Genomic DNA, 26,653 nt, shown 5'->3' with positions numbered 1-26,653 from the left:
ATCCGCCTACTCGAAGGACGACGCCCATGAAATCCATCACTGGAAAGCGGCCACGGTTCGGGCCCGCCGGTGGTTGTCTCAGTGATGCAGGCACCCACGCTGATTGCCGAGATCGGATACCGCTCGTGAAGTTGCGGCATTCGTCATATGAGGGGCTGCGCGAGGTGGAGGACAACAACGCGGCGATTTACGAGATCGAGTGAGAAAAGCGGGACGAAAAGCATACTCCTTCAGCGATCTTTAGAGCGCGTCAGGTCGACTCCCGCGTGCCATTCCGGGCCGACCCAATTGGTTTCGACTGCCCGCAAAAGCAGGAGGCTTGCGGCGGTGTTGACTCTGGAGCTCACTCGGCGGAAAACAGGTAATGGCTAGAGAGGAAATACTGATGGCTGACGAGAACAACATAGGACCGAATGCAGTTGCGGCGACGGACGCCGAGGCAAAAACACCTGCTGTCAAGAAGCAGAGGCCGCCACGGCCGCAAAAGACGGCTGCCGAACCGGCGCGCGCTACATCAAAGCCAGCGGCTGTAAAGTCGCCCGTGGCTAAGCCCAGGACGTATAGCGAGCAGGAAAAAACCGGTAAGCTCAAGCTGATCGGAACGGAAATCACCGAAGGCAAAAGCACCCTCAAGGACGCGATCAAGAAGGCCGGCATATCGGAGCAGACCTACTATAATTGGAAGCGGACCGCGACGCCGGTTGTTCAAAGGAACAAGAAGCCGGTTCCGACCAGCGATGAACTGGGCGATCTGGTCCAGCTCGAAGAGGAGAACCAGAAACTTCGCAAGCGCCTGGCGGAAAAGTTGCGTGCGGAAAATACGCAACTGCGCAAGAGGCTCGGGCTGGATTGATCAAGGACGAGGCCTTGCAGGCGGTCATTCTATCGATTGACCGCCCGGTCTTGCGCGACTTCAAAGGTCGGGCTCGCCTCCAATCCCGCCGTCGAGGCGAGCAATCGCGAAGGCGACATTCCCTGCGGTAGCGCCTCAAAGGTCGTTTACACCGGGTGTCAGCGCGAAGTATTCGTCACTGTCTTGCGCGGTGACAGTTGAAGCGCGCGGTAAGGCGATATATGGATCCGCTGGCAGGAACGCGTGGCGCTGATCGGCGCTGGCTCTGCCACGCATCGCTCAAGGTTGAAATCATATGAAAATGCCACAACGGAATTTCGTTGTTGAATTCAAGTCGGGTCGACGATCGACGAAGGTGCGGACAAGCTCAATTTGGGGTGACACTGACCTCAAGGCTTTCGTTCGCGAAGCGGAAGATACGGCGCCGCATCCGTTCAATTCAAATGCAGCACCTGGTACGCCGGACGACGGCGACACAATGCCGCCTGGCCCGATGAATTCGGGTTCTGCTAGCGGACACGTGGGCGGGGCCAGCACTGCAGAAGCAGCGGTACCAACGGGCAACGGCCCAAAGGTTGCTGAGGTTGAGGTGCCGAAGCAGCATGAGACAGATGTTCTAACGGCAGAAGTTGTTGCGCCCGTGCAGGAGAGCGAGCCTGCGCCGCAGCTTCGGAAAACATCAAAAGGCACCCATCGAAAGCGCGCCAAGCGTAGCGCAGCCCCGATCGCGCACATTGCGATGGGCAGGGACGAGCCCCGAAGCGCGGAATCCGTGACTGCCCGAGATTGGGTTTCCTTCGACGAACTAGCTGCCCTTGATGCAGAAAATAAGCGGCTCAATAGCCTGTTGGCCGAACAGCTCCATGCACAGAACGTGCAGCTCAAGAAGATGCTCGAGCGGTTTGATGTCGCGCAAGCAGACCGCTTCAAAAGAGCCATGTCGGCAAACATCAACGCAGCGCGTTGATGTTCTTTCGAGCGGCGAGATCTGCCCGGTGCCGCAAGCTGCGACACGTCGCAGATTTCGTGTAACGAACTGCCCGCCACATCGCGCAGTGGCGGACCTTTCGTGGGACTACAGACCTGGAACGCGGTGGGACACAGACGGCCCAAACCACAACTACCGGATGGTCGATCCCATCCTGACTCTTGGAGTGGTGTCCTGCCCGATCGCTGGAGTGCCGATTGTGATCGCACCATGAGGCGCAACCCTCCTCTCACTGGCCTGGCCGTCACAGCCACCGTGCAATATCGACGATGTCATCCGCGCGAGGTCGACCGGGACTGAGAAATCTGACGTGAAGGCGGCCGGTACGGGGACGTCGCCGGTCTTCAGCGGAAATGCATCGAAACCATCATTCACGGCTTCCGCGGCCGGCGTCGTTTTGGCAAACGCGGGTGACTTATTTCCTCCCTCTGCCGATCACCTTCTTGCATGCCTATAGCCTCGGTTCCTCCCATCAGTGAGGACTCTGCGGCGTCTTCGGGTTCAGTAGCAACGGAAAGTCGAGATCGTCCTTTCCACTCGCGCCGGGACTGTTCTCGCTCCTTCAGCAGCGCGAGATACCGCTCGCGAATCTGCGGCATTGTTAATTCGCCTTTGACCCAGCATTCGATCAACGTATGAAAGGCGGGATCAGGGTCGATTTCGATGCCCAGCCTGCGCGCGCGTCCAAGTGCCTTTGTGACAGCCGCCCGGCGGCTTCCGATTGTCATGCAGAACCTCGATTCGTGTCGAGCCGACGATGCCACGATCCTTCAAAGTGGGCTATATGCCGATACGGGAATATGACGAAGTTCGGGCTGACCGCTATGGGTCCCCCCGAGCTTCAGAAACGCCGACGAGAGGCGGTGCGTGCGGTGTCGGCGGCGCTTGAGCGCACCTGTCTCGACGAGCTTATTACCTCGGTGCAGTGTCATGCGGATCCTCAATCGTAGAAGGTCATGACTGGACAGTCGAACGGTTGCGCCGGGCGGTCCACCGGATGGTGCACGAAAAGCTCGCGGAGCCGGAGCTACTTGTTCGATCGCCGCATTGGCCGGCGGAGGACGATCTGATTAAACTGGTCGCCGGGATCGCAATCGCCGATCCTGATCTATCGCTGCGCGACATTGCTGCCCAATTGGACCGGATGCATGGCCGGCCGCCGCGTGGTGGCCGGAAATGGCAACCGTCTTCCGTCGGGGCGGCTGGACGAAGCGTGTCGCTTCCGGCTCGTTCGCTCATGAGAGCCCGTCACGAGGCGGCCGGATCCGGCCGCCTACTTAGAAACGCGTTCGGGTTTGCCTTTTGTTTTGGTCGATGCAAACTCTTCGGGCTGCTTTTCGCTCATGGATTTTTCCGTGCTCTTGGAGGCGCCCTTTACCTTATTCTTGGACGTCTCGCCGCGCTTTGCTGATAAGGCAGCACCTGAGGCCGTCTGCTGAGCTTTGGATTTTGCTGGCATTTCGGGCACCGTTGCGTTCGAGGCACTAGATTGATGCTCCGGCTCAAGAGTGCGTTTGTCTTTCGATGGCTTTCGGTCAGTGGCGGCGACACCGCTCGCCGGCTTTCTCGCCTCGGCGACCGTCTTGGCTCGCTTGTCAGCTTTGGATCCTGATTGCTTCGCGGTAGATTGGGGCCTGCTTCCAATCTCTTCGAAAGCCTTCAGCCAGTGTTTGAGGTCCTCGCCATGCGGACGGCCCTCCTGCTCCCATATTTCATAGGCTCGTTTTCGGATTTGTTCCTCTCGCGTCGCCTTCACGGTTTGCTCCTCCGAGTTGCAAGGGAACTGAGATAGTGCTGTTGCCTCGAAAGCAAAGAGCTCGTTCGGATGGTTCGCCATCATGGTGGAACATTTTTGGATTCACAGGCTCAGGGCTGCGCGTACGAGACGAGCCTTGGGCTATCCGTAGCGATCCTGCACCAGACCCAATTTGCGCATGGAGAATCTCATCGATGAAGAGCCGGTGCGCACCGAGCGGGCCGACAAGAACTCCCTCCCTGTCCGCGTCAAAACCGGCGGCCAACCACCGCTCCGAGCAGCCAGTCCGGGAGCGCCTCCTGCCTAAGCAGAAGACTAGGCACCAAACAATCGGCGGTCCCAATAGACCGGCTGATGCAAGCTTGCCCCGATTTGTGGGAATTCCGGATGAGCCGGATTAATCAGGACATTGTGGTCGAGGCGCGCCACCACGCTGGGTACCAGCAGGATCGCACTTCGCTTTTCCAAGCACCATTGTTCACCGAACTTCCTACTCACGGTCGCCGGCATCGCATCCCAACCAGGAAGTGCTGGAGGCGAGAAGACTTCATACGTTAATCCGCGTGGAATGGTGATCTCGACATAGTGCTGGCTGGGTGGCAAACGGCCTCCATCCCTCCAGCAGGGAGGCATCCATGTCCCGAGCATTGGTCATGACGTCCCACGCCCGCAAGGGCCGGATTCATCCTGCGGCGGGCCAGACCACCGGCACAGTTCACGCGAACCGGGTCGCTGTTCTCGCGCGCGCTTTTGCGGCTTCTTCTTCGCGGTCGCGCGGCGGTTGCGAAGTCTCGAGTGAAACGAGCAGTTCGCGGGCACATGCCGCGATCGAACCGACCGCGCGGTCGAACGCCGCCTCGTTGCGTTTCGACGGTTTGTTCGTTCCGCTCAGCTTTCGCACAAACTGCAGCGCGGCGTTATGGATTTCCTGGTCGGTCGCAGGCGGATCGAAATTGAACAAAGTTCTTATGTTTCGGCACATGACTTGCTCCCAGTCGTCTTCGTCATCTTCGTCATCGTCGTCTCCTTCCCACCTTGACAGCGGGCGGCGGCTTAGCAGGCCCCAGGGGCTATTGCGTGCTTTCCAGCCATCTCCCCTCAACCAGATAGCCTTGATGCCTGCTGCCGTTTGGCGGAAGACACGCTAGATGACCAAAAATAACCAAACAGAACTTATAAGTCATCCTCGCGTCCATCGGTCCAGGCATAGAGCACAATGCGCCACAGCGTTAATGCGCCACTGCGTTAGCGGCACTGTTGACGGCGACTTCCACCGCGCTGCCGGCGCCGGAATCAATGCATTCCTCCATCACGACCACGCAGCTCGTATAAGACCAGTCGCCCGATGGTTTGCAATCCGGACATTGCCCCCATTGCAGCCGCCGTGGCATCGGACCCGCGTCAGCCCTTCGGTAGCGGCGACGGTCGATGAAAGGCGGACCGCTAGATCAGACAATGATTTCAGAGAATCTGCGGGCAATGTCCCCAAGGCCGACACCGAGGCCAGCGGACGGTGCAGCAAATGGTTCAGGTCGAGATCGTATCGTCCGAAATTCCATCGCGGATACCGTTTGAAGCCGCGTGGACGCGGGCCATCGTCACACCTTGCGCCTTGGCATCGGCCATCGAATGATAACCGGCTCTTCACCTTCGGCATAACGGAACGGAACCGCGGATCGCCTTCCTTGCGACGGCGTCCTCGTCCCTTCATTTTGCGGAAATCTCCCGTGCGGCCTCGCGGACCGTCTGCATCAGAATAGATAGCGGCAGCGACGGAAGTGCGTCGGTACGCATCGTCAGTCCCACAGGCCCTTTCGTTTCGCTCGTGTCGATCGGCAACGCCGCCAGGATGCCGTCCTCGATATCGGCGGCCACGACACCGGTCGAGATGATCCAGATTGCATCGCTCGACCGCAGGAAGGCACGGCCGAAAGAATCGGAGACCGTCTCGATCTGGTTCGGCAGGTTCGGCACGCCGTTGGCGATCAGGAAACTCTCGACGAAAGGGCGGATGATCGAGGCCCGCGTCGGCATCAGCACCGTGTAATCACCCAGCGCCGCAAAAGGCGACTGTTTGGCTTTCAGCAGCGGATGGCCTACTCTCACGGCAAAGACCACCTGCTCGGAATAGAGATGCTCAAAGGAAAAGCCCGCCATCTTTTCCGCCCCGGCGAGGCGCCCGACGACGACATCGAGATCGCCGACGCGAAGCTGTTCCAGAAGGACCGCGTTCTCGCCGGTTACGATCTTGATGCGGCTCCAGGTATTCTCTTTAAGGAATAGTTCCATCGCCCGCGGCATGACGCGCGTCGAGACCGTCGGAAGCGCGCCGATGCGGATCGGCGGAGCGTCGCCCACCCGCTCCTGGGTGACGGAATCGAGCCCATGACGGAGCGCCGCCAGCGCCGCGCCTGCGTGCTTCAGGAATACCTCGCCGTATCGGGTGATCTTTATGCCGCGTCCGTCGCGCTCGAAAACGTCGACGCCAAGCACCTCTTCCAGTTCACGGATCGTCTTTGTCACCGCCGGCTGGCTGACACGCAGGAGTCCCGCTGCCTTCATGACGCTTTTCTGACGCGCAACCTCGACAAAGGTCTGCAGATGGCGAAACTTGATGCGGCTGTCGATCATGTGTCACATAACCCATAAGTTATCGGAAAGCCACGAAATATCATTTTACCTAACCGAATTAAACATTCAATTTCGCCTTAGGAGGAAGCCCCGTGCAATTTGCTCGCGTCAATGATGTCACGATCCACTACCAGATCATTGGCGGTCCGGCCGACAAGCCGGTCATCGTCTTTGCCAATTCGCTCGGCACGGATTTCCGGATCTGGCGCGATGTGATCGTGCGGCTCGCAGGAGACTTTGCGATCGTACTTTACGACAAGCGCGGACACGGCCTCTCGGATGTCGGCCAGGTGCCATATTCGATCGAGGACCATGCCTCCGACCTGATCGGTCTCCTAGAGACGCTTGAGGTCGAACAGGCATTCATCTGCGGCCTTTCGGTCGGCGGCCTCATCGCGCAATCTCTCTATCAGCAGCGCCCGGACCTTGTGCGCGGCCTCATCCTTTGTGATACGGCACACAAGATCGGCACCCAGGAAAGCTGGAACACGCGGATTGCCACCGTTGGAAAAGAGGGAATCGGCAGCATCGTCGATCGGGTGATGGAGCTGTGGTTCACACCGGCATTCCGCCGCCCGGAAAACGCCGCTTATCACGGCTACAGCAATATGCTGGCCCGTCAGCCGCTCGAAGGCTACATCGCGACCTGCGAGTCGATCCGTGATGCCGACTACACCGAGGCTGCAAAGAAGATTGCGGTTCCCACCATCTGCATCGCCGGCGATCAGGACGGCTCGACGCCGCCGGACCTGGTGAGGTCGACCGCGCAGCTGATCCCGAATGCCCGTTTTGAAGTGATCCGCGATGCCGGTCACATCCCCTGCGTCGAACAGCCGGAGGCACTCACCGCCATCATCCGTGCCTTCATCGACTTTGCCTTGCATGGAGAACAGAGCCCATGAATGAAGCCCCGATCCCGTCCGAACGCTACAGGCAGGGCATGGCGACCCGCCGCGCGATCCTCGGCGACGATCACGTCGATCGCGCCGAAGTAGGCTCGACGGCTTTCGACAAGCCGTTTCAGGACCTGATCACGGAGGCTGCCTGGGGACATGTCTGGTCGCGTCCGGCGTTTACCAAGCGCGAGCGTTCGATCGTGACGATCGCGCTTCTGGCGGCACTGGGCCAGGACGACGAGGTTGCGATGCATGTGCGCGCCACAGCCAATACCGGTGCCAGCCGCGATGATGTTTGTGAAGCGCTTCTGCATGTGGCGATCTATGCAGGCGTTCCGGCAGCCAATCACGCAATCAAGATCGCCAAGCAGGTTTTCGAGCAAATGGACGCCGAAAAGGCAGCCTGAGAGGAAGAGATGTCCGATATCCCGAACCGCAAGCCGGAAACTGGCGCCTTCTTCGCCCGCGACCGCGCCTGGCACCCACCGGCCTATGCGCCCGGTTACAAGACATCGGTGCTGCGCTCTCCACAGCGCGCACTCTTATCGCTCGATGGCACGATTTCCGAGATTACCGGACCGGTCTTCGGCCACTCGATCATCGGCGAACTCGACAACGACCTGATCCACAATTTCGCCCGCCCCGGCGAAAGCGCCATCGGCGAGCGTATTATCGTTCACGGCCGGGTGCTCGACGAACGTCGCCGGCCGGTTGCGGGCGCGCTGGTCGAATTCTGGCAGGCCAATGCTGGCGGGCGCTATCGCCACAAGAAAGAAACCTATCTTGCGGCCATTGATCCGAATTTCGGCGGCTGCGGGCGCTGCATCACCGACGAGTATGGGCAATATTCCTTCCGCACCATTCGCCCCGGCGCCTATCCGTGGCCGAACGGCGTCAACGACTGGCGCCCGGCGCATATCCACTTTTCGATCTTCGGCCACGGCTTTGCCCAGCGGCTGATCACGCAGATGTATTTCGAAGGCGATCCGATGATCTGGAAATGTCCGATCGTCGGCACGATCCCGGACAAGGCAGCGATCGAGCAGCTGATTGCACCGCTCGACTGGGGCAACACCATCCCCATGGATGCGCGCGCCTATAAGTTTGATATTGTGCTGCGCGGCCGCCGCTCGACACTGTTCGAAAATCGGCTGGAGGGCAACTGACTATGCAGGAATCCGGCTATCTCAAGGAAACCCCGTCGCAAACGGCAGGTCCCTATGTCCATATCGGCCTGACGCCGAATTTCTGCGATATCGGCGGCGTTTACGCAGAAGACCTCGGCAGCGCGATGGTCAACGACAAGACGCTCGGCGAACGCATCACCGTCACAGGCCGTATTTATGACGGCACAGGCGCGCTCGTGCGTGACGCAGTGGTCGAAATCTGGCAAGCCGATAGCGCGGGGCTTTACAACAGCCCATCGGAAATGCGCGGTACGGCCGACCCGAATTTCACCGGTTGGGGACGCTGCCCGACCAGCGCCGAAGGCGGCGCCTACATCTTCGAAACCGTCAAGCCCGGCCGCGTCCCGTTCAAGGACGGCAGCATGATGGCGCCGCACATCTCGTTCTGGATCGTCGCGCGCGGCATCAATATCGGGCTCCACACCCGCATGTATTTTCCCGAAGAGGCGGACGCCAACAACGCCGATCCGCTGCTTTCCCGTATCGAGCACCGCGAGCGCACTGCAACAATGATCGCGTCCCGCGATGACACAACCTATACGTTTGATATCCGCCTTCAGGGGGAGCAGGAAACCGTATTTCTCGACATTTGACCATGATGTAAAATAAGAGGTTTTGCCTTTATGGTGCAGGCAACTCCTGGCGGAGGGTAATGCCGTTGACGGTCAGGACTACAATCAAAGAGAGCTGCGCCCATGACAAAACAGCGACATGCGGGTTGTTAAAAATGCTGCACCGCAGTAAGACTTGGACGGGCTGAACGGTGATGGTGGAAACATGCAGAAAACATTCGGGCACGTCCTGTCCGCACACAAGGGTCTTGGTCCAGGTTTCGACTTCCTCAGAATTGCTCTGGCTTTTTCAATCGTATTTGCACATTCGCTTTTGCTGACCGGAAATGACGCGTTTTTTCGTTCGAGCCCGCTTTGGTTTGCGGAATACGCACTGGTGCCGATGTTCTTTGCGCTCAGCGGTTTTCTGATCGCCGGCAGCGCTCAGCGGCTCAGCCTCAAGAACTTTCTCCTGAACCGCGGATTGCGCATTGTCCCAGCCCTTGCCGTCGATATCGTCGTCTGCGCGCTCATCATCGGCCCACTGGTGACGACCGTCGCCTCGCGCGACTATTTTCTTGGTGCCGATTTCTACAAGTATTTCCTCAACATCGTCGGCTGGATCCATTACAGCCTGCCGGGCGTGTTTGAAGAAAACCCGACGCATCGGGTGAACGGGGCTCTCTGGACTGTGCCTTGGGAAATCTTCTGCTACATCATCATGTCTGCGCTGATGATCACCTCGATCATCAAGTCGTGGCAGAAGCTGGCACTTTTGACCGGCGGCTTCATCCTCGCCGGGCTCGTCGTCCAGTTCCTCGGACATCTGCTGCCCTATCGCATAAACCTGGTTTTGAGCACGCTGTTCGTCAGCCGCGGCGCCCAACTGGTGTTCGCGTTTCTGCTCGGCATCCTCGCCTATCAATTGCGGGATTTTATTCCGCACAAAAGATCGCTGTTTGTGGCCAGCCTGGCGATTTCCGTCCTGGCGATGCTCCTTTTGAGCAGTCCATCAATCGAGAGCGTGCCGAACAGGCTGCTCGTCCTGCCGGCACTCGTCTATATCACGATATTTGTCGGCCTGACGCCGGTACCCTTGCCCTCCGTCTTTCACAAGGGCGACTACTCTTACGGCGTCTACCTCTATCACGATCCCTTTCTACAGATTTTGATCAGCCTGGCACCGGGTTTGTTCCTCATCCCCAAGACGGGAGCGCTCGCACTCTATGCCGTCGGCATCTGTGCCGCCCTGGGTATCGCCGTCTTTTCCTGGCATATGATCGAAAAACCCATCCTGGGCATGCGAAAGAAATTCTCGTTCGTTGCAAAGGCGCGTGGCGTCGACGAGAATGCGGATACAAAGATCCTGTCCGTCGAAGAGCCGGTAAAGGTATAGTCGGCAAAGGAGCGGAAAGCCTTTGTCCCTAGTCTTCCGGGATTTCGGTAGCCATGCGGTCCTTCTGCCGCCAAACTGGCGGCAGAGCAGGCAGAAATCAATGAGACGTCACGTGACCACACCGGCCTTCGACCACCCGTTTCTGTGCGGCCTTCTCGGCGACGATGAGGTTGCTGCCTATCTTTCGGCCGATGCCGATATCCGCGCCATGCTCTCTTTCGAACGAGCGCTTGCGAAGGCCGAAAGCATCCACGGCCTGATCCCGGAAAAGGCGGCAAGCCGCATTGCCGACGCCTGTAAAGGCTTCACTGCCGATATGGCCGGCCTCAAGGCCGCGACCGCCAGGGACGGCGTCGTGGTTCCCGAGCTTATCAAGCAACTGCGCAAGTCCGTGGGCGGCGACGCGGCCGAGCATATCCATTTCGGCGCGACCAGCCAGGACGTCATCGACACCAGCCTGATGATCAGGCTGAAATCGATCGCCTTTCTTTTCTCCGGCCGGCTCGGTGCCGCTATTTTCGCTCTCGACGCGCTCGACCGCGAATTCGGCCAGAACACCCTGATGGGTCATACCCGCATGCAGGCCGCAATCCCGATTGCCGTTTCCGATCGTCTGCGGACATGGCGGGCACCGCTTGAACTTTATCGCGGCCGGCTGACGGAACAGTCTTTTCCCGTCCAGTTCGGTGGCGCGGCCGGGACGCTGGACAAGCTTGGCGACAAGGCGGCCGCCATCCGCGCTTCACTTGCCCAGGAACTCGGGCTCGCTGACGAACCGCAATGGCAAAGCCAGCGTGCCATGATCGCCGATCTTACCAACCTTTTCTCGCTGATCACCGGCAGCCTCGGGAAGATGGGCCAGGACATAGCCCTTCTGGCGCAGGCGGGCGGCGAGATCGAACTTGCTGGCGGCGGCGGTTCGTCTGCCATGGCACATAAGCAAAATCCCGTCGCGGCCGAGACGCTTGTTGCGCTTGCCCGCTTCAACGCCGCCCAGCTTTCCGCCATCCATCAATCGCTCGTTCACGAACAGGAACGTTCAGGTGCCGCCTGGACGCTCGAATGGCTCGTGATACCGCAGATGGTGATGGCGACCGCCGCCGCCCTGCGGCTTGCACGTGAGTTGACCGGCAATATCTTGCGCCTCGGAAGATCATAGACCATGGCGACGTCAGGTAGTACGAAACATAATTCTCCGGTTATGAATTACGGCATTTATTTCATTTTACATTACTATTCCCCATGACACACTGACGCGAAAATTATTAGCTTCGCGCTAATCCGGCGGTGGAGTGCGCCGGACACAAAGGGAGAAGAAAACATGAAACGGATGGTTCTGGCCGCTGCAGCGGCACTCGTCATGGGCGCGGCCGCCTATGCCGACACGATCAAGGTCGGCGTTGTCGGCCCATTTTCGGGTCCGTTCGCGCTGCAGGGCAAGAACTTCAAGGCTGGTATCGACGCCTACATGGCAACGAACGGCGCCAAGATCGGCGCCAACACCATCGAAGTAATCTATCGCGATCTGCCGGCCGCCGATCCGGCGCAGTCTAAGGCGCTTGCCCAGGAACTCGTCGTCAAGGAAAAGGTCCAGTATCTCGCCGGCTTTTATTTTACGCCGGATGCAATGGCCGTCACGCCCATCCTGAAGCAGGCAAATACGCCGCTCGTCATCATGAACGCGGCGACCTCGGCGATCGTCACCAAGAGCCCGCTGGTCGTTCGTACATCCTTCACCCTCTGGCAGACCTCCACGCCAATCGCCAAGGTCGCCTTCGACAAGGGTGTGAAGAAAGTCATCTCCGTCGTCAGCGATTATGGTCCGGGCGTCGACGCTGAAAACGCATTCAAGGCGGGCTTCGAAAAGGCCGGCGGCGAAATCGTCGAGGCGATCCGCATGCCGCTTGCCACCAATGATTTCAGCCCGATCATGCAGCGCATCAAAGACTCCGGCGCACAAGGCGTCTTCGCCTTCTTGCCATCCGGGCCGACGACGCTCGGCTTCGTGAAGGCCTATGACGAAAATGGTCTGAAGGCCGGCGGCATCCAGCTCTTTGCCCCCGGCGACCTGACGCAGGAATCTGACTTGCCGGCACTCGGCGATGCCGCGCTCGGCATGCTGACGACGTTCCATTATGCGGTTTCGCATGATTCGCCGGAAAACAGGGCCTTCGTCGAAGCCACCGGCAAGGCGCTCGGCAACCCGTCCGAACTCACCTTCCCCGCCGTTGGCGCCTATGACGGCATGCACGTCATCTACAAGATGATCGAGGCGACCGGCGGAAAGCAGGACGCCGAAAAGGCCGTCGAAGCCGTGAAAGGTCTCTCCTGGACAAGCCCGCGCGGCCCGGTTTCGATCGATCCGGAAAGCCGCCATCTCACGCAGAATATCTATCTGCGCGAAGTCACCAAGGATGCGGGCGGCAAATACATCAACAAGGAAATCCAGGTCTTCGAAAAGCAGGGTGATCCGGGTCTGGCGGCTATGAAGTAAACCGCCTGTCATGAGGGCGCGATCGTGGAAACCGCCCCCTCATCCTGTCCTCTCCCAGCGCCGCAAATCCCTTCTCCCAAGCGAGAGGATGCCGGCAGGCGGACGAGGAGGCGGCACGGTACGCGGGACGATGTAGAGCGAGAGCCATCGGCGAGGCTTCATGGACGACAAAAGGAACACACGAACCTCATGCAAACTGTCTTCAGCATAGCCGTCGATGCGCTTGCCTATGGCATGGTGCTGTTCGTGATCTCGATCGGCCTGTCAGTCACCATGGGCCTGATGCGCGTCGTCAACCTCGCCCATGGCGCCTTCGCGATGATCGGCGGCTATATCGCCTCCTACGCAGCGCATGATCTCGGTCTCGGGTACGGAATAGCAGTTATTGTCGCCGTCGTCGGAACCATCGTCATCGCCATTCCTGTCGAACGCTTCCTATTCCGCCGCATCTATGGTGCGCCGGAACTTACCCAGGTGCTGATGACGATCGGCATCACCTTCTGCATCATCGGCATCGCCAACTACGTCATGGGACCGACGCTGAAGACCATTCCGCTGCCCGACGGCTTGCGAGGCTCCGCCGATCTTGGTTTTCGCACCATTCCGGTGCACCGGCTTTTTGCCATCCTTTGCGGCCTCGCCGTCGCAGCCGCCCTTTGGTACACGATCGAGAAGACGAGTTTCGGCGTGAAACTGCGCGCGTCCGTCGACAATGCCGCCATGGCCGCAGCGCTTGGGGTGCGCACGGAGATCATCTATGCGCTAAGCTTCGCCGTCGCCGTCGGCCTTTCAGCCTTCGGCGGCGTGGTCGGCGCCGAGCTCTTGCCTGTCGAGCCCTATTATGCGCTGCGCTACATGGTGACCTTCCTCGTTGTCGTCTCGGTCGGCGGCGCGGGCTCCATTCCGGGTGCTCTGATTGCCTGCCTGGTGCTCGGCGGCATCGATACCACGGGCCGCTATCTGATGCCGGAATATGGGGAATTCTTCTTCTATCTCGCCGTCATCGCCATCATCTGCGTTTTCCCGCGCGGCTTTGCCGGAAGGATGAAGTAGGATGACGATCGCCATGAACACACAAATAACGACGGCCGCACCCATCCGGCGCCATCGCTCGCTTGGCCGCGATGCGGCCGGCATTGCCGCAATCCTTGTGCTCGCCGGTTTTGGCTATCTGCTCTTTCCGGATAACCTTGCGCTGCTGACGCGCGTCATCGCGATCTCCTTGCTCGTCCTGTCGCTCGATCTCGTCACCGGCTATTGCGGCGTGGCGACGCTCGGTCACGCCGCGCTCTTCGGCTCCGGTGCTTATGCGGCGGGCATTGTCTCGGCCCATTACGGCATCACCGATCCGCTCCTGATGACCGCTGCCGGTGTCGCCGGCGGTGCGGCTGCGGGCCTCGTCTGCGGTTTCGTCGTCCTGCGCGCCCATGGCCTGCCGCAGCTTGTCCTTTCGATCGCGCTCATCCACCTCTTCCACGAATTCGCCAATAAGGCGTCGTCCTGGACCGGCGGCAGCGACGGCCTTTCCGGCGTCTCGGCCGATCCGGTGTTCGGCATCTTCGAGTTCGATCTTTACGGCCACACTGCCTATGTTTTCGGGGTGATCCTGCTGCTTGCCGTTGTCATTCTGCTCCGCCTTCTGGTGCGTTCGCCCTTCGGCATGCTCTGCCGCGGCATCAAGGAAGACGCCTTGCGCATCCGCGCAATGGGCGCTTCACCGAAAGCAGCGTTGATGAAGATGTATGTCATCTCCGGTGCGGTCGCCGGTGTTGGTGGTGCGCTCAACGCCATCTCGACGCAGGTCGTCGGCCTCGACAGCCTCTCCTTCACGCTTTCGGCCGAAAGCCTTGTCATGCTTGTGCTCGGCGGCACCGGCTCGCTCTTCGGTGCGCTCTCCGGCACCGTCATCTTCATGCTCTTCGAGGATTATGTGTCGGCTGCAAACCCTTTCCATTGGCTGACGATGGTCGGCGCGCTTCTGATTGCCGTCGTACTCTTCGCTCCGAAGGGGCTTTACGGGACCGCAGCTGCCTTCTTCGCCCGCCGCAGGGAGGCCGAATGAGCCCCGTCTTCGAAGTCATCAATCTCAGGAAATCCTTCGGCGGCCTTGCGGTCACCAACAACGTGTCGATCTCGATGGCACCAGGTGATCGCGTCGCGCTCATCGGCCCCAACGGCGCCGGCAAGACCACTTTCGTCAATCTCGTCACCGGCAACCTTCCGCCGGACTCCGGCGACGTGCGCCTCGCTGGCGAGACCGTGACCAGGATCGGTGCGGCAGGCCGCGTCAGGCGCGGCCTCGTCCGTTCCTTCCAGGTCACCCGGCTCTTCCAGGAAATGACGCCGGCCGAACATGTCGCGCTTGCGATCCTGCAGCGCGACGGACGCACGGGCCGGATGTTCGGAAACTTTCTCAAAATGCCGAACGTCATGGCAGAAGTCGTCGATCTGCTCGGCACGCTCGGCCTTAACGATCTCATGCATCGCAAGGTCAGGGAAATTGCTTATGGTCAGCAGCGCCTCCTCGAAATTGCCGTCGCCATGGCACTGAAGCCGAAAGTGCTGTTGCTTGACGAGCCCGCAGCAGGCGTGCCCCAGAGCGACACCGGCCGCATCGAACAGGCGCTCGCCGATCTGCCCGCCGATCTAGCGGTCCTGATGATCGAGCACGACATGGATCTCGTCTTCCGCTTCGCCAGGCGCGTCATCGTGCTTGCGGCAGGCGCCATCATCTTCGATGGCGCCCCAGCCGACGTCACCAAGGATGCCCGCGTGCGCGAGGCCTATCTCGGGAGCTATGCCAATGCCAGCCACGCCGCTTGAGGTCGAAAATCTCTCCGCCGGCTATGGACCGACGCGGGTTCTGGAGGGCGTCTCCTTTTCTATGCCCGCTGGCGCGCGCCTTGCCATCCTCGGCCGCAACGGAATGGGCAAGACAACCTTGCTTGCGACGCTTGCCGGACAGACCAAGCTTTATGATGGCCGCATCCGCCTTGGCTCCTCCGACGTTACGGCAATGGCCAGCGCCGCTCGCGCCCATCAGGGGCTCGGGTATGTGCCGCAGGCGCGCTGCATCTTCCCGACGCTGACGGTCGAGGAAAATCTCTTCGTTGGCCTCAAGGGACGGCCGAAGACGGCGCTCGAAGAGGCCTACCAGATGTTTCCGCGCCTGAAGGAACGCCGCCGCAATCTCGGCAGCCAGCTCTCCGGCGGCGAGCAGCAGATGCTTTCGACCGCCCGCACCATGCTCGGCCGCCCCTCCGTGCTGCTGCTCGACGAACCGTTGGAAGGTCTCGCACCCGTCATCTGCGAAGAGCTGATGGCAGCGTTTTCCGAACTCGCTCAAACCGGCGACATGACGATACTGCTCGTCGAACAGCGCATCCAGAGCGCACTCGACTTCGCCGATCAGGTCATCATTCTGGAGCGCGGCCGCCTTGCCTGGACCGGCACACCCGATGCGCTATCGACGGATCACGATGCCGTGGAACGCCTGCTCGGCGTCGGCGGCTTGCATTAGGCCCTATGCGCGGCCTAGTCGTTCGTCACCTCGAAAGCCGCGTCATAGGTGACCATGCCTGCCGGCATTTCGCCGCTGAAACACAATGCCTGGAAATATTCGGGCGGAGCGCCTGCAAGCCTGAGGCGCGCATCCGCCCTGAAGCCGAACCGGCCGTAATAATTCGGATCGCCAAGCAGGAGGCATCCATTGGCATCGCGTTTTCGGATGGCTGCGAGCCCTTCGCGCACCAGAGCGCTGCCGATGCCCTCGCGCTGTCTTTCAGGCGCGACGGCGATCGGACCCAGGCCGTACCAACCGAGATCTTCGCCGTCGATCGTCACGGGTGAGAACGCGATATGGCCGATGATGCCGCTTTCGTCTTCGGCAACCAACGTCACGGAAAGCGCTCCGTTCCTGCGCAGGGCGTCGACAATTGCCGTTTCCGTCTGGCTGCTGTAAGCCTTGCCGGCGAATGCCGTGCTAACCAGCGCGCGGATCGCCGGGATATCGGCTTCGGTCTCGTTGCGGATGCGCATGATGATCCTCCACTCTAGGGCCGGACATAACAGACCGCAGCGGCCTGCGTCAAAGCCACTGCTTGCATTGACACGGCAACTCCTCTTCAATCAGCCGTAACAATGAGGAGTCGGGTTTGTCTTTTCACTTGTTCGACCTCGGCCATGCGCTGGCGCTCGGCCTTGCAGAACACGGCGCTTCCCTCGTCATCAACGGCCGCAATGCCCGGAAAGCAGCCGCCGCAGCGGAGACGATCAGGGCAAGAGGATTCCATGCGCTGAGCGCGGCCTTCGACGTGTCCGACGCTGCCGCGGCGCGCGATGGCATCGCCTATATCGAAAGCGAGATCGGCCCGGTCGACATCCTCGTCAATAATGCCGGAATGCAGTTTCGAACGCCGCTGGAATCTTTCCCGATCGAAAAGTGGGATGAACTGCTGAAGACCAACGTCTCAAGCATCTTTTACGTCAGCCAGGCGGCGGCGCCGGCAATGATTGCCCGCGGAAAAGGCAAGATCATCAACATCGCCTCCGTCCAGGCCGAACTCGCTCGCCCGGGCATTGCCCCTTATACGGCGACCAAGGGTGCGGTCAGAAATCTCACCCGCGGCATGGCGACAGATTGGGCAAAATACGGCCTGCAGGCGAACGCGATCGCACCCGGCTATTTCAAGACGCCACTCAACCAGGCGCTGGTGGACGATCCGAATTTCTCGGCTTGGCTGGAGAACCGGATACCTGCAGGCCGATGGGGCAATGGGAGAACTGGTCGGCGCAGTCGCCTTTCTCGCCTCGGACGCTTCCTCCTTCGTCAACGGCCACATGCTGATGGTCGATGGCGGCATCACCGCCAGCCTTTAGATAGGAACGCCGGAAAGCAGAGAATTGTATTTTCGTCCTGGAAGGGCCACCTAATATGGCAGGAACTGTCCGCCGCCTCACAGACTCCGGCATTTCCGTTTACGGAAAACAAACCATGTCCGGCTGCATTCGGATCCAAATACTGCCGCCTTAGGAAAATCTACTCCTTCTGCTGCTAGCGATTAGGACAATAGGCAGGATAGAGGCAACCCCGCGGAATTCCGCACTTCGCATCAGGGTTAAACTATGATTACGATAGCGCCACGCGGGAGCCCGATTTTGAAGAACCATGAGTAACGATCAGTTTCAGGTAAAATTTTGGGGCGTTCGCGGCAGCATCCCGGTATCGGGCCCCGAATTCGACCGCTACGGCGGCAACACTTCCTGCATCGAAGTCCGCTGCGGCGACCACCTGATGATCTTCGATGCAGGCTCCGGCCTGCGCGAGGCGGGGTTTGCCATGCTTAATGAAGGCGTCACGCACGTCGATCTGTTCTTTAGCCACTGTCATTACGACCACATCATCGGTCTGCCCTTCTTCAAGGCGATCTACTATCCCTCGATAAACGTCAACATCTGGTCCGGCCATCTGAACGGCAAGATGAGCACCAAGGAGATGGTCGATCAGTTCATCAGCCCGCCATGGTTCCCGGTGAAGACGGATATCTGTCAGGCAACGATGAACTTCCGCGACTTTCGTGCCGGCGACACGCTTTCCCCGCATAGCGGCGTCCGCATAAAGACCTACATGCTCAATCATCCCGGTGGCGCAATCGGCTATCGGATCGAGTGGGAGGGCCGCGCAATCGCCCTCGTTTTCGACATCGAACACACTCCGGGAACACACGACCCCGTCGCGCTGGAAATGATGAAAGGTGCGGATCTGGCGATCTACGACTGCACCTACAACGAAGACGAGATGCAGCGTTTCAAGGGTTTCGGCCACTCGACCTGGCAGCACGGCACGGAACTTGCCAAAATGGCCGGGACGAAGCGCTTCGCGCTCTTCCACCATGCGCCGTCGCGCACAGACGAGCAGCTCGGCAAAATGGAAAAGGATGCCCAGGCGGCGTTTCCCGGCGCGTTCGCGGCGCGTGACAATCAGGTTGTCGACATCTGATCTTTCACAAGGGCAGTCGCCGGCTTCCATGCGATCGCCGGGTGATCGGCGGTTTCTGCAAGGAACCCCTCGGTAAATTTCCACGCAGTCGCGTCATGTGCGAGATGATGGGTCAGCAAGCCGACCGGTTCGTGGCGGCCTTCGAAACGGTCCTGCAGTTCCGTCACCAGTTCGCTTACAAGTTCGTCATGTGGCTTTCCGACCCGCGGCCCCTTTCGGTCCGCTCCTCGTCCCATGACGTCGATATGGGTGTTGAGGAGCGGGATCGAGGCTTCCTCGGCCGCCCGGCCGAAAGCCGACATGCATTCGAAACCGAGCGCCGGGAGCTTTGAAACAAGGCTCCCGTCGATGCGGTTCCACGGCGGCACCAGCATGGGAATGAACCGCGCCGGATGCAGTCGCTGCAGTGTCAGAAAGCCGCTATAAAGTTCGCCAAGCACGGCCTCCGCCAGGCGGTGTCCGCCAAGCTCCTGCTTTTTCTCTTGCGGCGGCGCATGGTTCTCATGCGACCAACCATGCACGGCAACGCTGACGCCGCTCGCAGCCGAAAGCCGCTCGGAAAGCGCCGGACCGGTCTTTGCCGGAACGACAGCAACGGTCAACGGCGTCTCATGCGCGTTTGCAAGGCCGAGCAATCTGTCCAGCGCCGCCGTCGGCTCGATCGCATCGTCATCGCGCCACCAGAAGCGGGCCACTTTTCCAGCCTCCTGCCAGCGCGCAAGTTCTTCATGGAGGGGTCTCCAGACCGAATTGCCGCTCATGGTTCAACTCCTGCGTATATTTTCAGTATCCCGTCCAGTTCCCTGGCGGCGATCTCCAACGATCGCTCTTCCAGCACGAAACGCCGCGCCGCTTCCCCCATCTCCTGGCGTCGCGCCGGATCGTGCAGCAGCCGGTCGATCGCGGCCGCAAAGGCGCCGACATTGCCATCCGCCGTTAATATGCCGGTCACGCCATCTTGGATCACCGCGGGCACGCCCGCGGTTCGCTGCGCCACCGCCGGCAAACCGGCCGCCTGAGCTTCCAGATAGGCAAGACCGTAGGCTTCGCCACAGCCAGGCCAGACATAAAGGCCTGATGTGCAGAGCAGACAGGCGACGTCGCCAGCACTGCGCTCTCCCAGCCAATCGATACGGCCAGGTGGGAAATCCGAAAACAGCGCCTCGACTTCCGTCCGCATCGGTCCATCGCCAATGATGCCCAGCGTCCAGGTCTTTTCTTCGATCATCCGCAACGCCGCGGCCAGCATCGTGTAGCTGGCCATCTTGTCGCCGGCGCGCATCATGGCGACCGTTACAAGCCGTTTCGAATCCGGCCGCAGATCGATATTCCTGACAGACGCCGTGTCGATGAACGGCTTGATTAAGGCAAGTCGAGCCTCGGGAACAGCCTGCCCGACTCCTGCCTCGTCACGTACCGTGAGCGCGATGTTAATGGCCGCCTGCCGGATTGCCGCGGCAACCAGCGCCTGCGACGGTGCCCAGCCGGTGGCGTCACGTTTGCGGGAATAGGATGTCTCGGCAGTGACATAAGGAATGCCGAATTCCGCCGCGAGTATCGGTCCGAAGGGATCCGGAGATTTGTAGTACGGATGATAACAGAACCAGAGATGCGGTTTTGGCTCGTTGTGCCACGCCCTCCTCAGCCGAAGAAGTTCTGCCTGCCGCTCGTCCTCAAGCGCCGCTGCCGCCTCGGGGGTCGGTGCAAAATTGCGGAACTCGGAGGCGATCTCGACGGAATGGCCGGCGAGTTGCAGCGCCCTGACAAGCAGCCGTGCCATCAGGCGGTCGCCGGAGGGTGTCGGGTGGTTAGGAGATTTCAGCGGCGCGTAAAATGCAATCCGCATCAGCACGCTCCTTTGAGAACGCACTGTTTCCAACCAGCCATCCGGCCTATCGCGAAAATTTCCGCTATTGTCCGCTTCCTTAAAAGTTACTGATAAACATATGGAATGTGATCGCGGCTGGAGAAGACAGCATTCCGCATTTATCCAAACATCACTAGAGCATGATGCTGAAAGCTGTGAAGTGATTTTCGCCGGATCACATTCCAGCCTTTCGGTCGGGCGGCGGATTCAGATTTAGGTCAAGTCGATCTAAAGTTAACCGGTTCCCGGCAAAAGCATTCGAACTTCAAGAACGGGAATGAATGGCAACCGTCGTGCACACAGGGATCTTCTCGGAGCGCAGCATCCGGCGCGCGCGGCTCGGCTCGGGCCTTGTCATGTTCGCTTTCGTGGTTCTTCACCTGTCGAACCATGCACTCGGCCTCATTTCCGTCGCCGCTGCCGATGATGGCCGCCGGCTGTTTGTCGCCCTTTGGCGAAATCCGCTTGGCACGTTGATCTTCTACAGCGCGATCTTCGTTCACATCACGCTGGTGTTTCGCTCGTTATACATGCGCCGCAGCCTGGTCATGCCGAACGGCGAAATGGCGCAGATCGTGCTCGGCCTCGCGATCCCGCTGCTTCTGATCGATCATGTGGTCGGAACGCGTATCGTTCACGAACTTTACAGATATGCCGACAGCTACGAAACGGTCGTTCGCCAGCTATGGATCCTCTCTTTCGGCAACGGCATCCGGCAGGCAGTCGCGCTCGTCGTCGTCTGGATCCGCGGCTGCATCGGCCTGCATTTCTGGCTGCGCTACCGGCCTTGGTATGACGGTCTTGCGCCGCTGCTTTTGGCGCTTGCCATCCTGCTGCCGGTGCTTTCGCTGCTCGGCTTTATCGAAATGGGCCGTACGATCGCCGAACCGGATTACGAAGGTCTTGTCGACACCGGGCGCTATCAGGAGAACCTGAACACCCGTTATTTTTCCGATCCGGACGCCCAGCGGCAGATCGCAATGATCCGCGCCGGGCTCTACGGCTCCTTTTCGCTGACGCTTTTGTCCGTCGTCGCTGCGCGCACCCGCCGCAAATGGAAGGAGCGTACCGACCAGATTGCCGTGCATTATCCGGGAGGCGAAACGATCAAGGTGCCGCGCGGTTTCACGGTGCTTGAGGCAAGCCGTCTCGGTGGGCTGCCGCATTACTCGGTCTGCGGCGGCAAAGGACAGTGCTCCACCTGCCGCGTTCAGATTCTCGGCGATTACGAGCGTCTGCCGCAGCCTGACCAACTGGAGCAGAAGACGCTCGACCGCATCAATGCGGGCCTGGACGTGCGTCTCGCCTGTCAGCTCCGCCCGGACCACGACATCACCGTCGTACCGCTCCTGATCCCGGCAACGGAAACCTCCCTGCCCGCCAATACGCAGGAAACAAACCCCGGCCGGGAGCGGGACATCGCGGTGCTTTTCTGCGACATCCGCAACTTCACGAGCCTGACGGAAACCCGGCTGCCCTTCGACATCGTTTTCCTGCTCAATCGTTACTTTGCGCTTGTCGGCAAGGCAGTGGAACAGACAGGCGGACGGATAGACAAGTTCATCGGCGACGGCGCCATGGCTCTGTTCGGCATCGGCACTTCACCCGAGGACGCTTGCCGACAGGCGCTCAAGGCAGCCGAAACGATCGCCTTCGAAATCGACAAACTGGGTGCCGAACTCGCCGATGAACTGACGATCCCCCTGCAGATCGCGATCGGAATCCATTTCGGGCCGGCCGTCGTCGGAACAATGGGGTATGGCAGGGTGCGAAATCTGACCGCCGTCGGCGACACGGTGAACGTCGCAAGCCGCCTTGAGAGCGCCGCCAAGGAGTTCGGTGCGGCGCTTGTTATTTCCGAGCCGGTGGCCGATCTTTCGGGCGCGGACATGCGCGGCATCGAAAGCCGCAACATCAGCGTGCGCGGCCGTGCTCTGCCTTTGAAAGTCTATGTGGTCGACAAAGAACAAGCGGCTAGGCCGCTCAACGGGAAAGCCTGATGGCCGTTAACACGTGGCGTTCAAAAAAATACTGGCGAAAGCGGCTGCGCAAGGTGCGAAACACCCTGGCGGGCCGCTTCTTTGACACGCGCTTCGGCCGCCGACTGCTCATCGAGAATATCGGTCCGCGCGTAGTTTCCATGACCGTTGATGGCGGCGATCATCTGATGACCTTTTCGCCGTCCGACTATATCGGCCGCAAGGTCTTCCGGAAGGGGCATTTCGAACGCGAGAACGTCGACCGGCTGCTGGCGTCGCTGCGTGAACGCGGCCTGTTGCGAAAGGAGGGCGTCCTGCTTGAACTCGGCGGCAATATCGGGACGCAGACCGTCTATTTCGCGCTGAGCAACGCCTATAAGCACATCGTCAGCGTGGAGCCTGACCCCCGCAATTTTCGGCTGCTGGAAACCAACATTCGCAAGAACGGGCTGGAGGAGAAGGTCACGCTCGTCAACTGCGCCGCAGGGGAGACTGCGGGAGAGATCGATTTCTTTCTCAACGCAAACAACCACGGAAAGAGCAGCGCCATTCGCCAAAGTTCATCGGACATCAAGGTGAGCGTTCCGGTAAAGCCGGTGGGCGATATCATCGGTCACGCAGGTTTCAATGAGAGCGACATCGGCCTCGTCTGGATGGACATCGAAGGCTATGAACCTGTCGCCTGCCGTTCCATGGCACCGCTGATGTCGCGGCGCGTGCCGCTCTACATGGAATTCACGCCGATCTTCTACGGGCCAGGACAGACCCGCGATTTCGTAGCAGCGCTTTCAAGCCTCTACGAGGATTGCATCGTCTTCTTCGAGGTGGGCGAGCAGGACATGAAGGTCCGCGACCTGCCGGGCGGCATCGACCAATATGACGTGCTCTTCCTGCCCTGACTATTTGCGCCGGTAGAGAAAATACCGTCCATCCTTGATGCCGTCAGGCAGCGGCAGCGGCTCCAGCTCTGGCCAATCGAGCGGCAGGCCGCTGACGGCGATACCGCCCGTTTTAAGAACGCCGGCCACCAGCTGCGGCAGCCAGGTCAGCGTTACCGCGTCGATCTCGTCGTGGCCGGTCCCGATGTCGGCATGGGCAAGTACCGCACCGATGCCTACGAAGGCCCGGCCGCTCTTGCGGATATCGCCCGTTACCATGTCCTCCGGAGGCGGTGTCGAGGCTGAATAGGAGTGCACCTCGCGATCGAAGGCAATGATGCGGCGGTTCGGGAGAAGTTCACGCAAATGATCATAGGTCCGGCCGTTTCCGAGGCCGAATTCCAGAACCGGACCGTCCGTATCCTGGACCAGAGCGCCGATGGAATTGAGGATATCGCGCTGAGCCGTCAAACGGCGGATGAAGCTGTCGAGGCGGCTCATATATGTCCTTGTCCGTCATTCTTTTTTTCAATCCGGTGCTATCACATGAAACCGCGCAAAGTCGATCACCGTAAATCAAAATGCCGTTGCCGCAGCGATACGGGTCTGTGATAAGGTTGGATTATGAATGCCGTTTCGGATCAGAAATTCTTTGCGACAGTGCCGGTCTTCACCGATTTCGAGGGTGTGACCGATGCTGGAAACTACCGGCCACTGCCGGACGGCTGGATTTTGGCGCTTGCCGATATCGTCGGATCTACGCAGGCGATCGAAGGCGGCCGCTACAAGGACGTCAACATGGCCGGCGCCTCCGTTATCTCCGCCGTGCTGAATGCCGTCGGCAAGGGCGATTATCCCTTCGTCTTCGGCGGCGATGGGGCGCTCATAGCTTTGCCGGGATCCCTCGAACAGATTGCGCGCGATGCGCTCGCGGCCGTGCAGATCTGGGTCGAGGAGGATCTCGGTTTCACGCTGCGCGCCGCCGTCGTGCCGCTTGCCGATATCCGCCGCGAGGGTCTCGACGTGATGATCGCCCGCTATTCCGCGAGCCCCTACGTTACCTACGCGATGTTTTCGGGGGGCGGCAACAGCTGGGCCGAACGGCAGATGAAGGACGGCAATTACGCCGTTGCACGCGCAGCACCAGGTAGCCGGCCGAATCTCGCCGGGCTCTCCTGCCGTTGGAACCCGATCTCATCGAACTATGGAGAAATCGTCTCCATCATTGCCGTGCCTGGCGCAATGGGAGTAGGAGCGGAGTTTCAGCAATTGGTCACGACAATCGTCGCGATTGCCGCCGAGCAGGGTCGTGGCGGCCATCCGATACCTCCGGAAGGTCCGAAGCTCTCCTTCTCGATGAAAGGCATTGATCGCGAAGTAAAGGTGGCCGCGCCAAAGGGAAAGCGTTTTCTTACAAAGCTCTTCATCATGCTGCAGCTCGCCCTTTTGGCCGCGCTCTACAAAATCGGTATGCCGCTCGGCAAATTCGACGCCCGGCGCTACAAGGAGGATGTTGCCGGAAACTCGGATTTCCGCAAATTCGACGACGGCCTGAAGATGACAATCGATGTGGATGCCGCACGGCTGAAGCGGATCGAAAAGCTGCTCGATGAAGCGCGGGCCAAGGGGATCGCCCGTTATGGACTGCATCGGCAAGAATCCGCGCTGATGACCTGTTTCGTGCCGACACCGCTTTCGCGCGATCACATGCACTTCATCGACGGCGCAAGCGGCGGCTATGCCGTTGCCGCCAGCAAAATCACCGGCAAGACGCTATCTGCGATAAACGTCACGCCTTGATGACGTGCTGTGCCGAAAGGCCGAGCCGCGTAAAGACGTTGCGCGTGTCGACGATCAGCGGTGCATCTTTGACAAGCGCGGCGTAATCGACCTGATCGTGATCGGTTGCAACCAGAACCGCGTCGTAACCCGCCACGGCCTCCTGCGTCAGCGCCACGGACTTCCGGCCCTTCAGCTCCTGATATTCGCGGGTCGACGGAATTTCGGCAACGAAAGGATCATGATAGTCCGCCCTGCCGCCGCGCTCCTCGATGATTTCGATCAGGCGCAGCGACGGGCTCTCGCGGATGTCCGCGACATTCTTCTTGTAGGCAAGACCAAGGACCAAAACCTTGCTGCGGCTGAGCGCTTTTCCGGCGCGGATATCGAGTGCTTCTGCAAGCTTGCCGACGACATAGCGCGGCATTGCCGAATTGATCTCGCCTGCAAGTTCGATGAAGCGTGTCGGCAGTTCGTATTCGCGGGATTTCCACGTCAGATAAAACGGATCGATCGGAATGCAGTGGCCGCCGAGCCCCGGCCCCGGATAGAACGGCATATAGCCGAACGGCTTGGTCTTAGCCGCGTCGATCACTTCCCAGACGTCAATACCCATCGCCGCATAGACGGTCTTCAGCTCGTTGACGAGCGCGATATTGACCGAACGAAAGATGTTCTCCGTAAGCTTTACCGCTTCGGCCGTCGCGTTAGAGGACACCGGAACGACGGTTGTTACCGCCGCACCATAGAAGGCTTTCATCAGTTCCAGCGCTTCCGGCCCATCGCCGGCGACAACCTTCGGAATGGTTGCGGTATGATAGTGCTGGTTGCCGGGGTCCTCGCGCTCTGGTGAGAAGCCGATGAAGAAATCCACGCCGGATCTCAGTCCCGTCTTTTCAAGGATCACCTTCACGATATCGTCCGTCGTACCAGGATAGGTCGTCGATTCCAGCACCACGAGTTGGCCAGCGCGAAGATGGTCTGCGATCGAGCGTGACGTCGCCTCGACATAGGAAAGATCCGGATCGCGATGCTTCGTGAGTGGCGTCGGCACGCAGATGATAACGATCTCGCAAGCCTGGAGGCCCGCAAAGTCCGCCGTCGCTGAAAAGCGGCCTGCCTCCGCCTCGGCGTTCAACGCATCGTCGGCCACCGCGTCGATATAGGATTTGCGGGCGTCGAGCGCCACGATCTTCTTCGGATCGATATCGAAGCCGACAACGGCAAAGCCGCTCCTTGCAATCGCAATCGCCAGCGGCAGGCCGACATAGCCAAGTCCGATGATGCCCGCACGGGCCGAGCGGTTTTTAATCTTTGCGGAAAGGGCGGCGAAGGAGGATGGGCTGGCCAAGGCAGGTCTCTTCAAAAGAGGAAGTTAGGCTGTGAGATAATGCAAGATC

The 26,653-nt window shown here is 59.9% G+C and carries 25 protein-coding genes and 4 pseudogenes; 19 read left to right on the top strand and 10 right to left on the bottom strand.

Going from position 1 to position 26,653, the window contains the following annotated elements:
* The first annotated feature begins 385 nt into the window (after positions 1-385).
* The 3 genes and pseudogenes from BN1800_RS17515 to BN1800_RS42455 form a co-directional block, all read left to right on the top strand.
* On the top strand, positions 386-853 hold the full coding sequence (locus tag BN1800_RS17515; protein WP_086999720.1) for a transposase: 468 nt from the start codon (positions 386-388) through the stop codon (positions 851-853).
* A 295-nt stretch (positions 854-1,148) separates the two neighbouring features.
* The gene (locus BN1800_RS17510) at positions 1,149-1,820 is read left to right on the top strand and encodes a hypothetical protein (RefSeq protein ID WP_086999718.1); all 672 of its coding nucleotides are present in this window, start codon (positions 1,149-1,151) and stop codon (positions 1,818-1,820) included.
* Between the two features lie 848 nt (positions 1,821-2,668).
* Positions 2,669-3,082, top strand: a pseudogene (locus tag BN1800_RS42455) (recombinase family protein); the annotation flags it as partial.
* Between the two features lie 32 nt (positions 3,083-3,114).
* Here BN1800_RS42455 and BN1800_RS17500 read toward each other — a convergent pair.
* The 5 genes and pseudogenes from BN1800_RS17500 to pcaQ all read right to left on the bottom strand — a co-directional run bounded on the left by BN1800_RS17500 (position 3,115) and on the right by pcaQ (position 6,228).
* Positions 3,115-3,300: a DUF3008 family protein gene (locus tag BN1800_RS17500; RefSeq protein ID WP_086999848.1), complete on the bottom strand. Its 186-nt coding sequence runs from the start codon at positions 3,298-3,300 to the stop codon at positions 3,115-3,117.
* 231 nt (positions 3,301-3,531) lie between these two features.
* Positions 3,532-3,678, bottom strand: a pseudogene (locus BN1800_RS42450) (DUF2934 domain-containing protein); the annotation flags it as partial.
* Between the two features lie 234 nt (positions 3,679-3,912).
* Positions 3,913-4,206 (bottom strand): annotated as a pseudogene (locus tag BN1800_RS17490) (RES family NAD+ phosphorylase); the annotation flags it as partial.
* A 106-nt stretch (positions 4,207-4,312) separates the two neighbouring features.
* On the bottom strand, positions 4,313-4,579 hold the full coding sequence (locus BN1800_RS17485) for a DUF2277 domain-containing protein (protein WP_086999716.1): 267 nt from the start codon (positions 4,577-4,579) through the stop codon (positions 4,313-4,315).
* Between the two features lie 725 nt (positions 4,580-5,304).
* Positions 5,305-6,228 carry a pca operon transcription factor PcaQ gene (gene pcaQ, locus BN1800_RS17480; RefSeq protein WP_027511139.1) on the bottom strand — a complete coding sequence of 308 codons (924 nt, stop codon included), beginning with the start codon at positions 6,226-6,228 and terminating at the stop codon, positions 5,305-5,307.
* Between the two features lie 92 nt (positions 6,229-6,320).
* On the opposite strand from pcaQ, the gene pcaD reads away from it, so the two are divergent.
* The 11 genes from pcaD to BN1800_RS17425 all read left to right on the top strand — a co-directional run bounded on the left by pcaD (position 6,321) and on the right by BN1800_RS17425 (position 16,272).
* Positions 6,321-7,130, top strand: a complete 810-nt coding sequence (pcaD, locus tag BN1800_RS17475; RefSeq protein ID WP_027511138.1) for a 3-oxoadipate enol-lactonase — start codon at positions 6,321-6,323, stop codon at positions 7,128-7,130.
* Positions 7,127-7,531, top strand: a complete 405-nt coding sequence (pcaC, locus tag BN1800_RS17470) for a 4-carboxymuconolactone decarboxylase (protein WP_027511137.1) — start codon at positions 7,127-7,129, stop codon at positions 7,529-7,531. The genes pcaD and pcaC overlap by 4 nt, the downstream gene beginning before the upstream one ends.
* Positions 7,532-7,540: 9 nt before the next feature.
* Positions 7,541-8,290: a protocatechuate 3,4-dioxygenase subunit beta gene (gene pcaH, locus BN1800_RS17465; RefSeq protein WP_086999714.1), complete on the top strand. Its 750-nt coding sequence runs from the start codon at positions 7,541-7,543 to the stop codon at positions 8,288-8,290.
* Positions 8,291-8,292: 2 nt separating this feature from the next.
* Positions 8,293-8,904, top strand: a complete 612-nt coding sequence (gene pcaG, locus BN1800_RS17460; RefSeq protein WP_086999712.1) for a protocatechuate 3,4-dioxygenase subunit alpha — start codon at positions 8,293-8,295, stop codon at positions 8,902-8,904.
* Between the two features lie 184 nt (positions 8,905-9,088).
* Entirely contained in the window at positions 9,089-10,258 is a 1,170-nt protein-coding gene (locus BN1800_RS17455; RefSeq protein WP_027511134.1) for an acyltransferase family protein, read from the top strand.
* A 112-nt stretch (positions 10,259-10,370) separates the two neighbouring features.
* A complete protein-coding gene (locus BN1800_RS17450; RefSeq protein ID WP_027511133.1) occupies positions 10,371-11,417 on the top strand; it encodes a 3-carboxy-cis,cis-muconate cycloisomerase in 1,047 nt (348 codons plus the stop codon).
* Between the two features lie 162 nt (positions 11,418-11,579).
* Positions 11,580-12,752, top strand: coding sequence for an ABC transporter substrate-binding protein (locus BN1800_RS17445; protein WP_086999710.1), 1,173 nt, complete (start codon positions 11,580-11,582; stop codon positions 12,750-12,752).
* Positions 12,753-12,941: 189 nt separating this feature from the next.
* Complete coding sequence (locus BN1800_RS17440; RefSeq protein WP_027511131.1) at positions 12,942-13,805, top strand: branched-chain amino acid ABC transporter permease; 864 nt, start codon at positions 12,942-12,944, stop codon at positions 13,803-13,805.
* Between the two features lie 13 nt (positions 13,806-13,818).
* Positions 13,819-14,814, top strand: a complete 996-nt coding sequence (locus tag BN1800_RS17435; RefSeq protein WP_425299028.1) for a branched-chain amino acid ABC transporter permease — start codon at positions 13,819-13,821, stop codon at positions 14,812-14,814.
* Positions 14,811-15,575, top strand: a complete 765-nt coding sequence (locus BN1800_RS17430) for an ABC transporter ATP-binding protein (RefSeq protein WP_027511129.1) — start codon at positions 14,811-14,813, stop codon at positions 15,573-15,575. Before BN1800_RS17435 ends, BN1800_RS17430 begins: the two co-directional genes overlap by 4 nt.
* Positions 15,556-16,272, top strand: coding sequence for an ABC transporter ATP-binding protein (locus tag BN1800_RS17425; RefSeq protein WP_086999706.1), 717 nt, complete (start codon positions 15,556-15,558; stop codon positions 16,270-16,272). The genes BN1800_RS17430 and BN1800_RS17425 overlap by 20 nt, the downstream gene beginning before the upstream one ends.
* 14 nt (positions 16,273-16,286) lie before the next feature.
* Here the strand turns inward: BN1800_RS17425 and BN1800_RS17420 are convergent, their stop codons facing one another.
* Positions 16,287-16,790, bottom strand: a complete 504-nt coding sequence (locus BN1800_RS17420; RefSeq protein ID WP_086999704.1) for a GNAT family N-acetyltransferase — start codon at positions 16,788-16,790, stop codon at positions 16,287-16,289.
* Positions 16,791-16,906: 116 nt separating this feature from the next.
* On the opposite strand from BN1800_RS17420, the pseudogene BN1800_RS17415 reads away from it, so the two are divergent.
* Positions 16,907-17,630, top strand: a pseudogene (locus BN1800_RS17415) (SDR family oxidoreductase).
* Between the two features lie 289 nt (positions 17,631-17,919).
* A complete protein-coding gene (locus BN1800_RS17410; protein WP_086999702.1) occupies positions 17,920-18,750 on the top strand; it encodes an MBL fold metallo-hydrolase in 831 nt (276 codons plus the stop codon).
* On the opposite strand, the gene BN1800_RS17405 is transcribed toward BN1800_RS17410, so the two are convergent.
* The gene (locus BN1800_RS17405; protein ID WP_086999700.1) at positions 18,732-19,511 is read right to left on the bottom strand and encodes a polysaccharide deacetylase family protein; all 780 of its coding nucleotides are present in this window, start codon (positions 19,509-19,511) and stop codon (positions 18,732-18,734) included. The two genes, BN1800_RS17410 and BN1800_RS17405, sit on opposite strands and share 19 nt — an antisense overlap.
* Positions 19,508-20,596, bottom strand: coding sequence for a glycosyltransferase family 4 protein (locus BN1800_RS17400; protein ID WP_086999698.1), 1,089 nt, complete (start codon positions 20,594-20,596; stop codon positions 19,508-19,510). Before BN1800_RS17400 ends, BN1800_RS17405 begins: the two co-directional genes overlap by 4 nt.
* Before the next feature lie 302 nt (positions 20,597-20,898).
* On the opposite strand from BN1800_RS17400, the gene BN1800_RS17395 reads away from it, so the two are divergent.
* Both BN1800_RS17395 and BN1800_RS17390 read left to right on the top strand, forming a co-directional pair.
* Positions 20,899-22,617, top strand: coding sequence for an adenylate/guanylate cyclase domain-containing protein (locus BN1800_RS17395; RefSeq protein ID WP_086999696.1), 1,719 nt, complete (start codon positions 20,899-20,901; stop codon positions 22,615-22,617).
* Positions 22,617-23,495 (top strand): FkbM family methyltransferase, encoded by an 879-nt coding sequence (locus BN1800_RS17390; RefSeq protein WP_086999694.1) that lies wholly within the window; start codon positions 22,617-22,619, stop codon positions 23,493-23,495. Before BN1800_RS17395 ends, BN1800_RS17390 begins: the two co-directional genes overlap by 1 nt.
* Here the strand turns inward: BN1800_RS17390 and BN1800_RS17385 are convergent, their stop codons facing one another.
* Positions 23,496-23,975 carry a class I SAM-dependent methyltransferase gene (locus tag BN1800_RS17385; protein ID WP_086999692.1) on the bottom strand — a complete coding sequence of 160 codons (480 nt, stop codon included), beginning with the start codon at positions 23,973-23,975 and terminating at the stop codon, positions 23,496-23,498.
* A 123-nt stretch (positions 23,976-24,098) separates the two neighbouring features.
* On the opposite strand from BN1800_RS17385, the gene BN1800_RS17380 reads away from it, so the two are divergent.
* Positions 24,099-25,274 carry a DUF3095 domain-containing protein gene (locus BN1800_RS17380; protein WP_027511120.1) on the top strand — a complete coding sequence of 392 codons (1,176 nt, stop codon included), beginning with the start codon at positions 24,099-24,101 and terminating at the stop codon, positions 25,272-25,274.
* On the opposite strand, the gene BN1800_RS17375 is transcribed toward BN1800_RS17380, so the two are convergent.
* Complete coding sequence (locus BN1800_RS17375; RefSeq protein ID WP_086999690.1) at positions 25,264-26,604, bottom strand: nucleotide sugar dehydrogenase; 1,341 nt, start codon at positions 26,602-26,604, stop codon at positions 25,264-25,266. The genes BN1800_RS17380 and BN1800_RS17375 overlap by 11 nt on opposite strands.
* Positions 26,605-26,653 lie beyond the last annotated feature (49 nt).

It is taken from the genome of Rhizobium sullae, assembly GCF_900169785.1.
GTDB lineage: Bacteria > Pseudomonadota > Alphaproteobacteria > Rhizobiales > Rhizobiaceae > Rhizobium > Rhizobium sullae.
The sequence above is the reverse complement of the archived record's forward strand: the minus strand, read 5'-3'. Positions and strand labels throughout refer to the sequence as shown.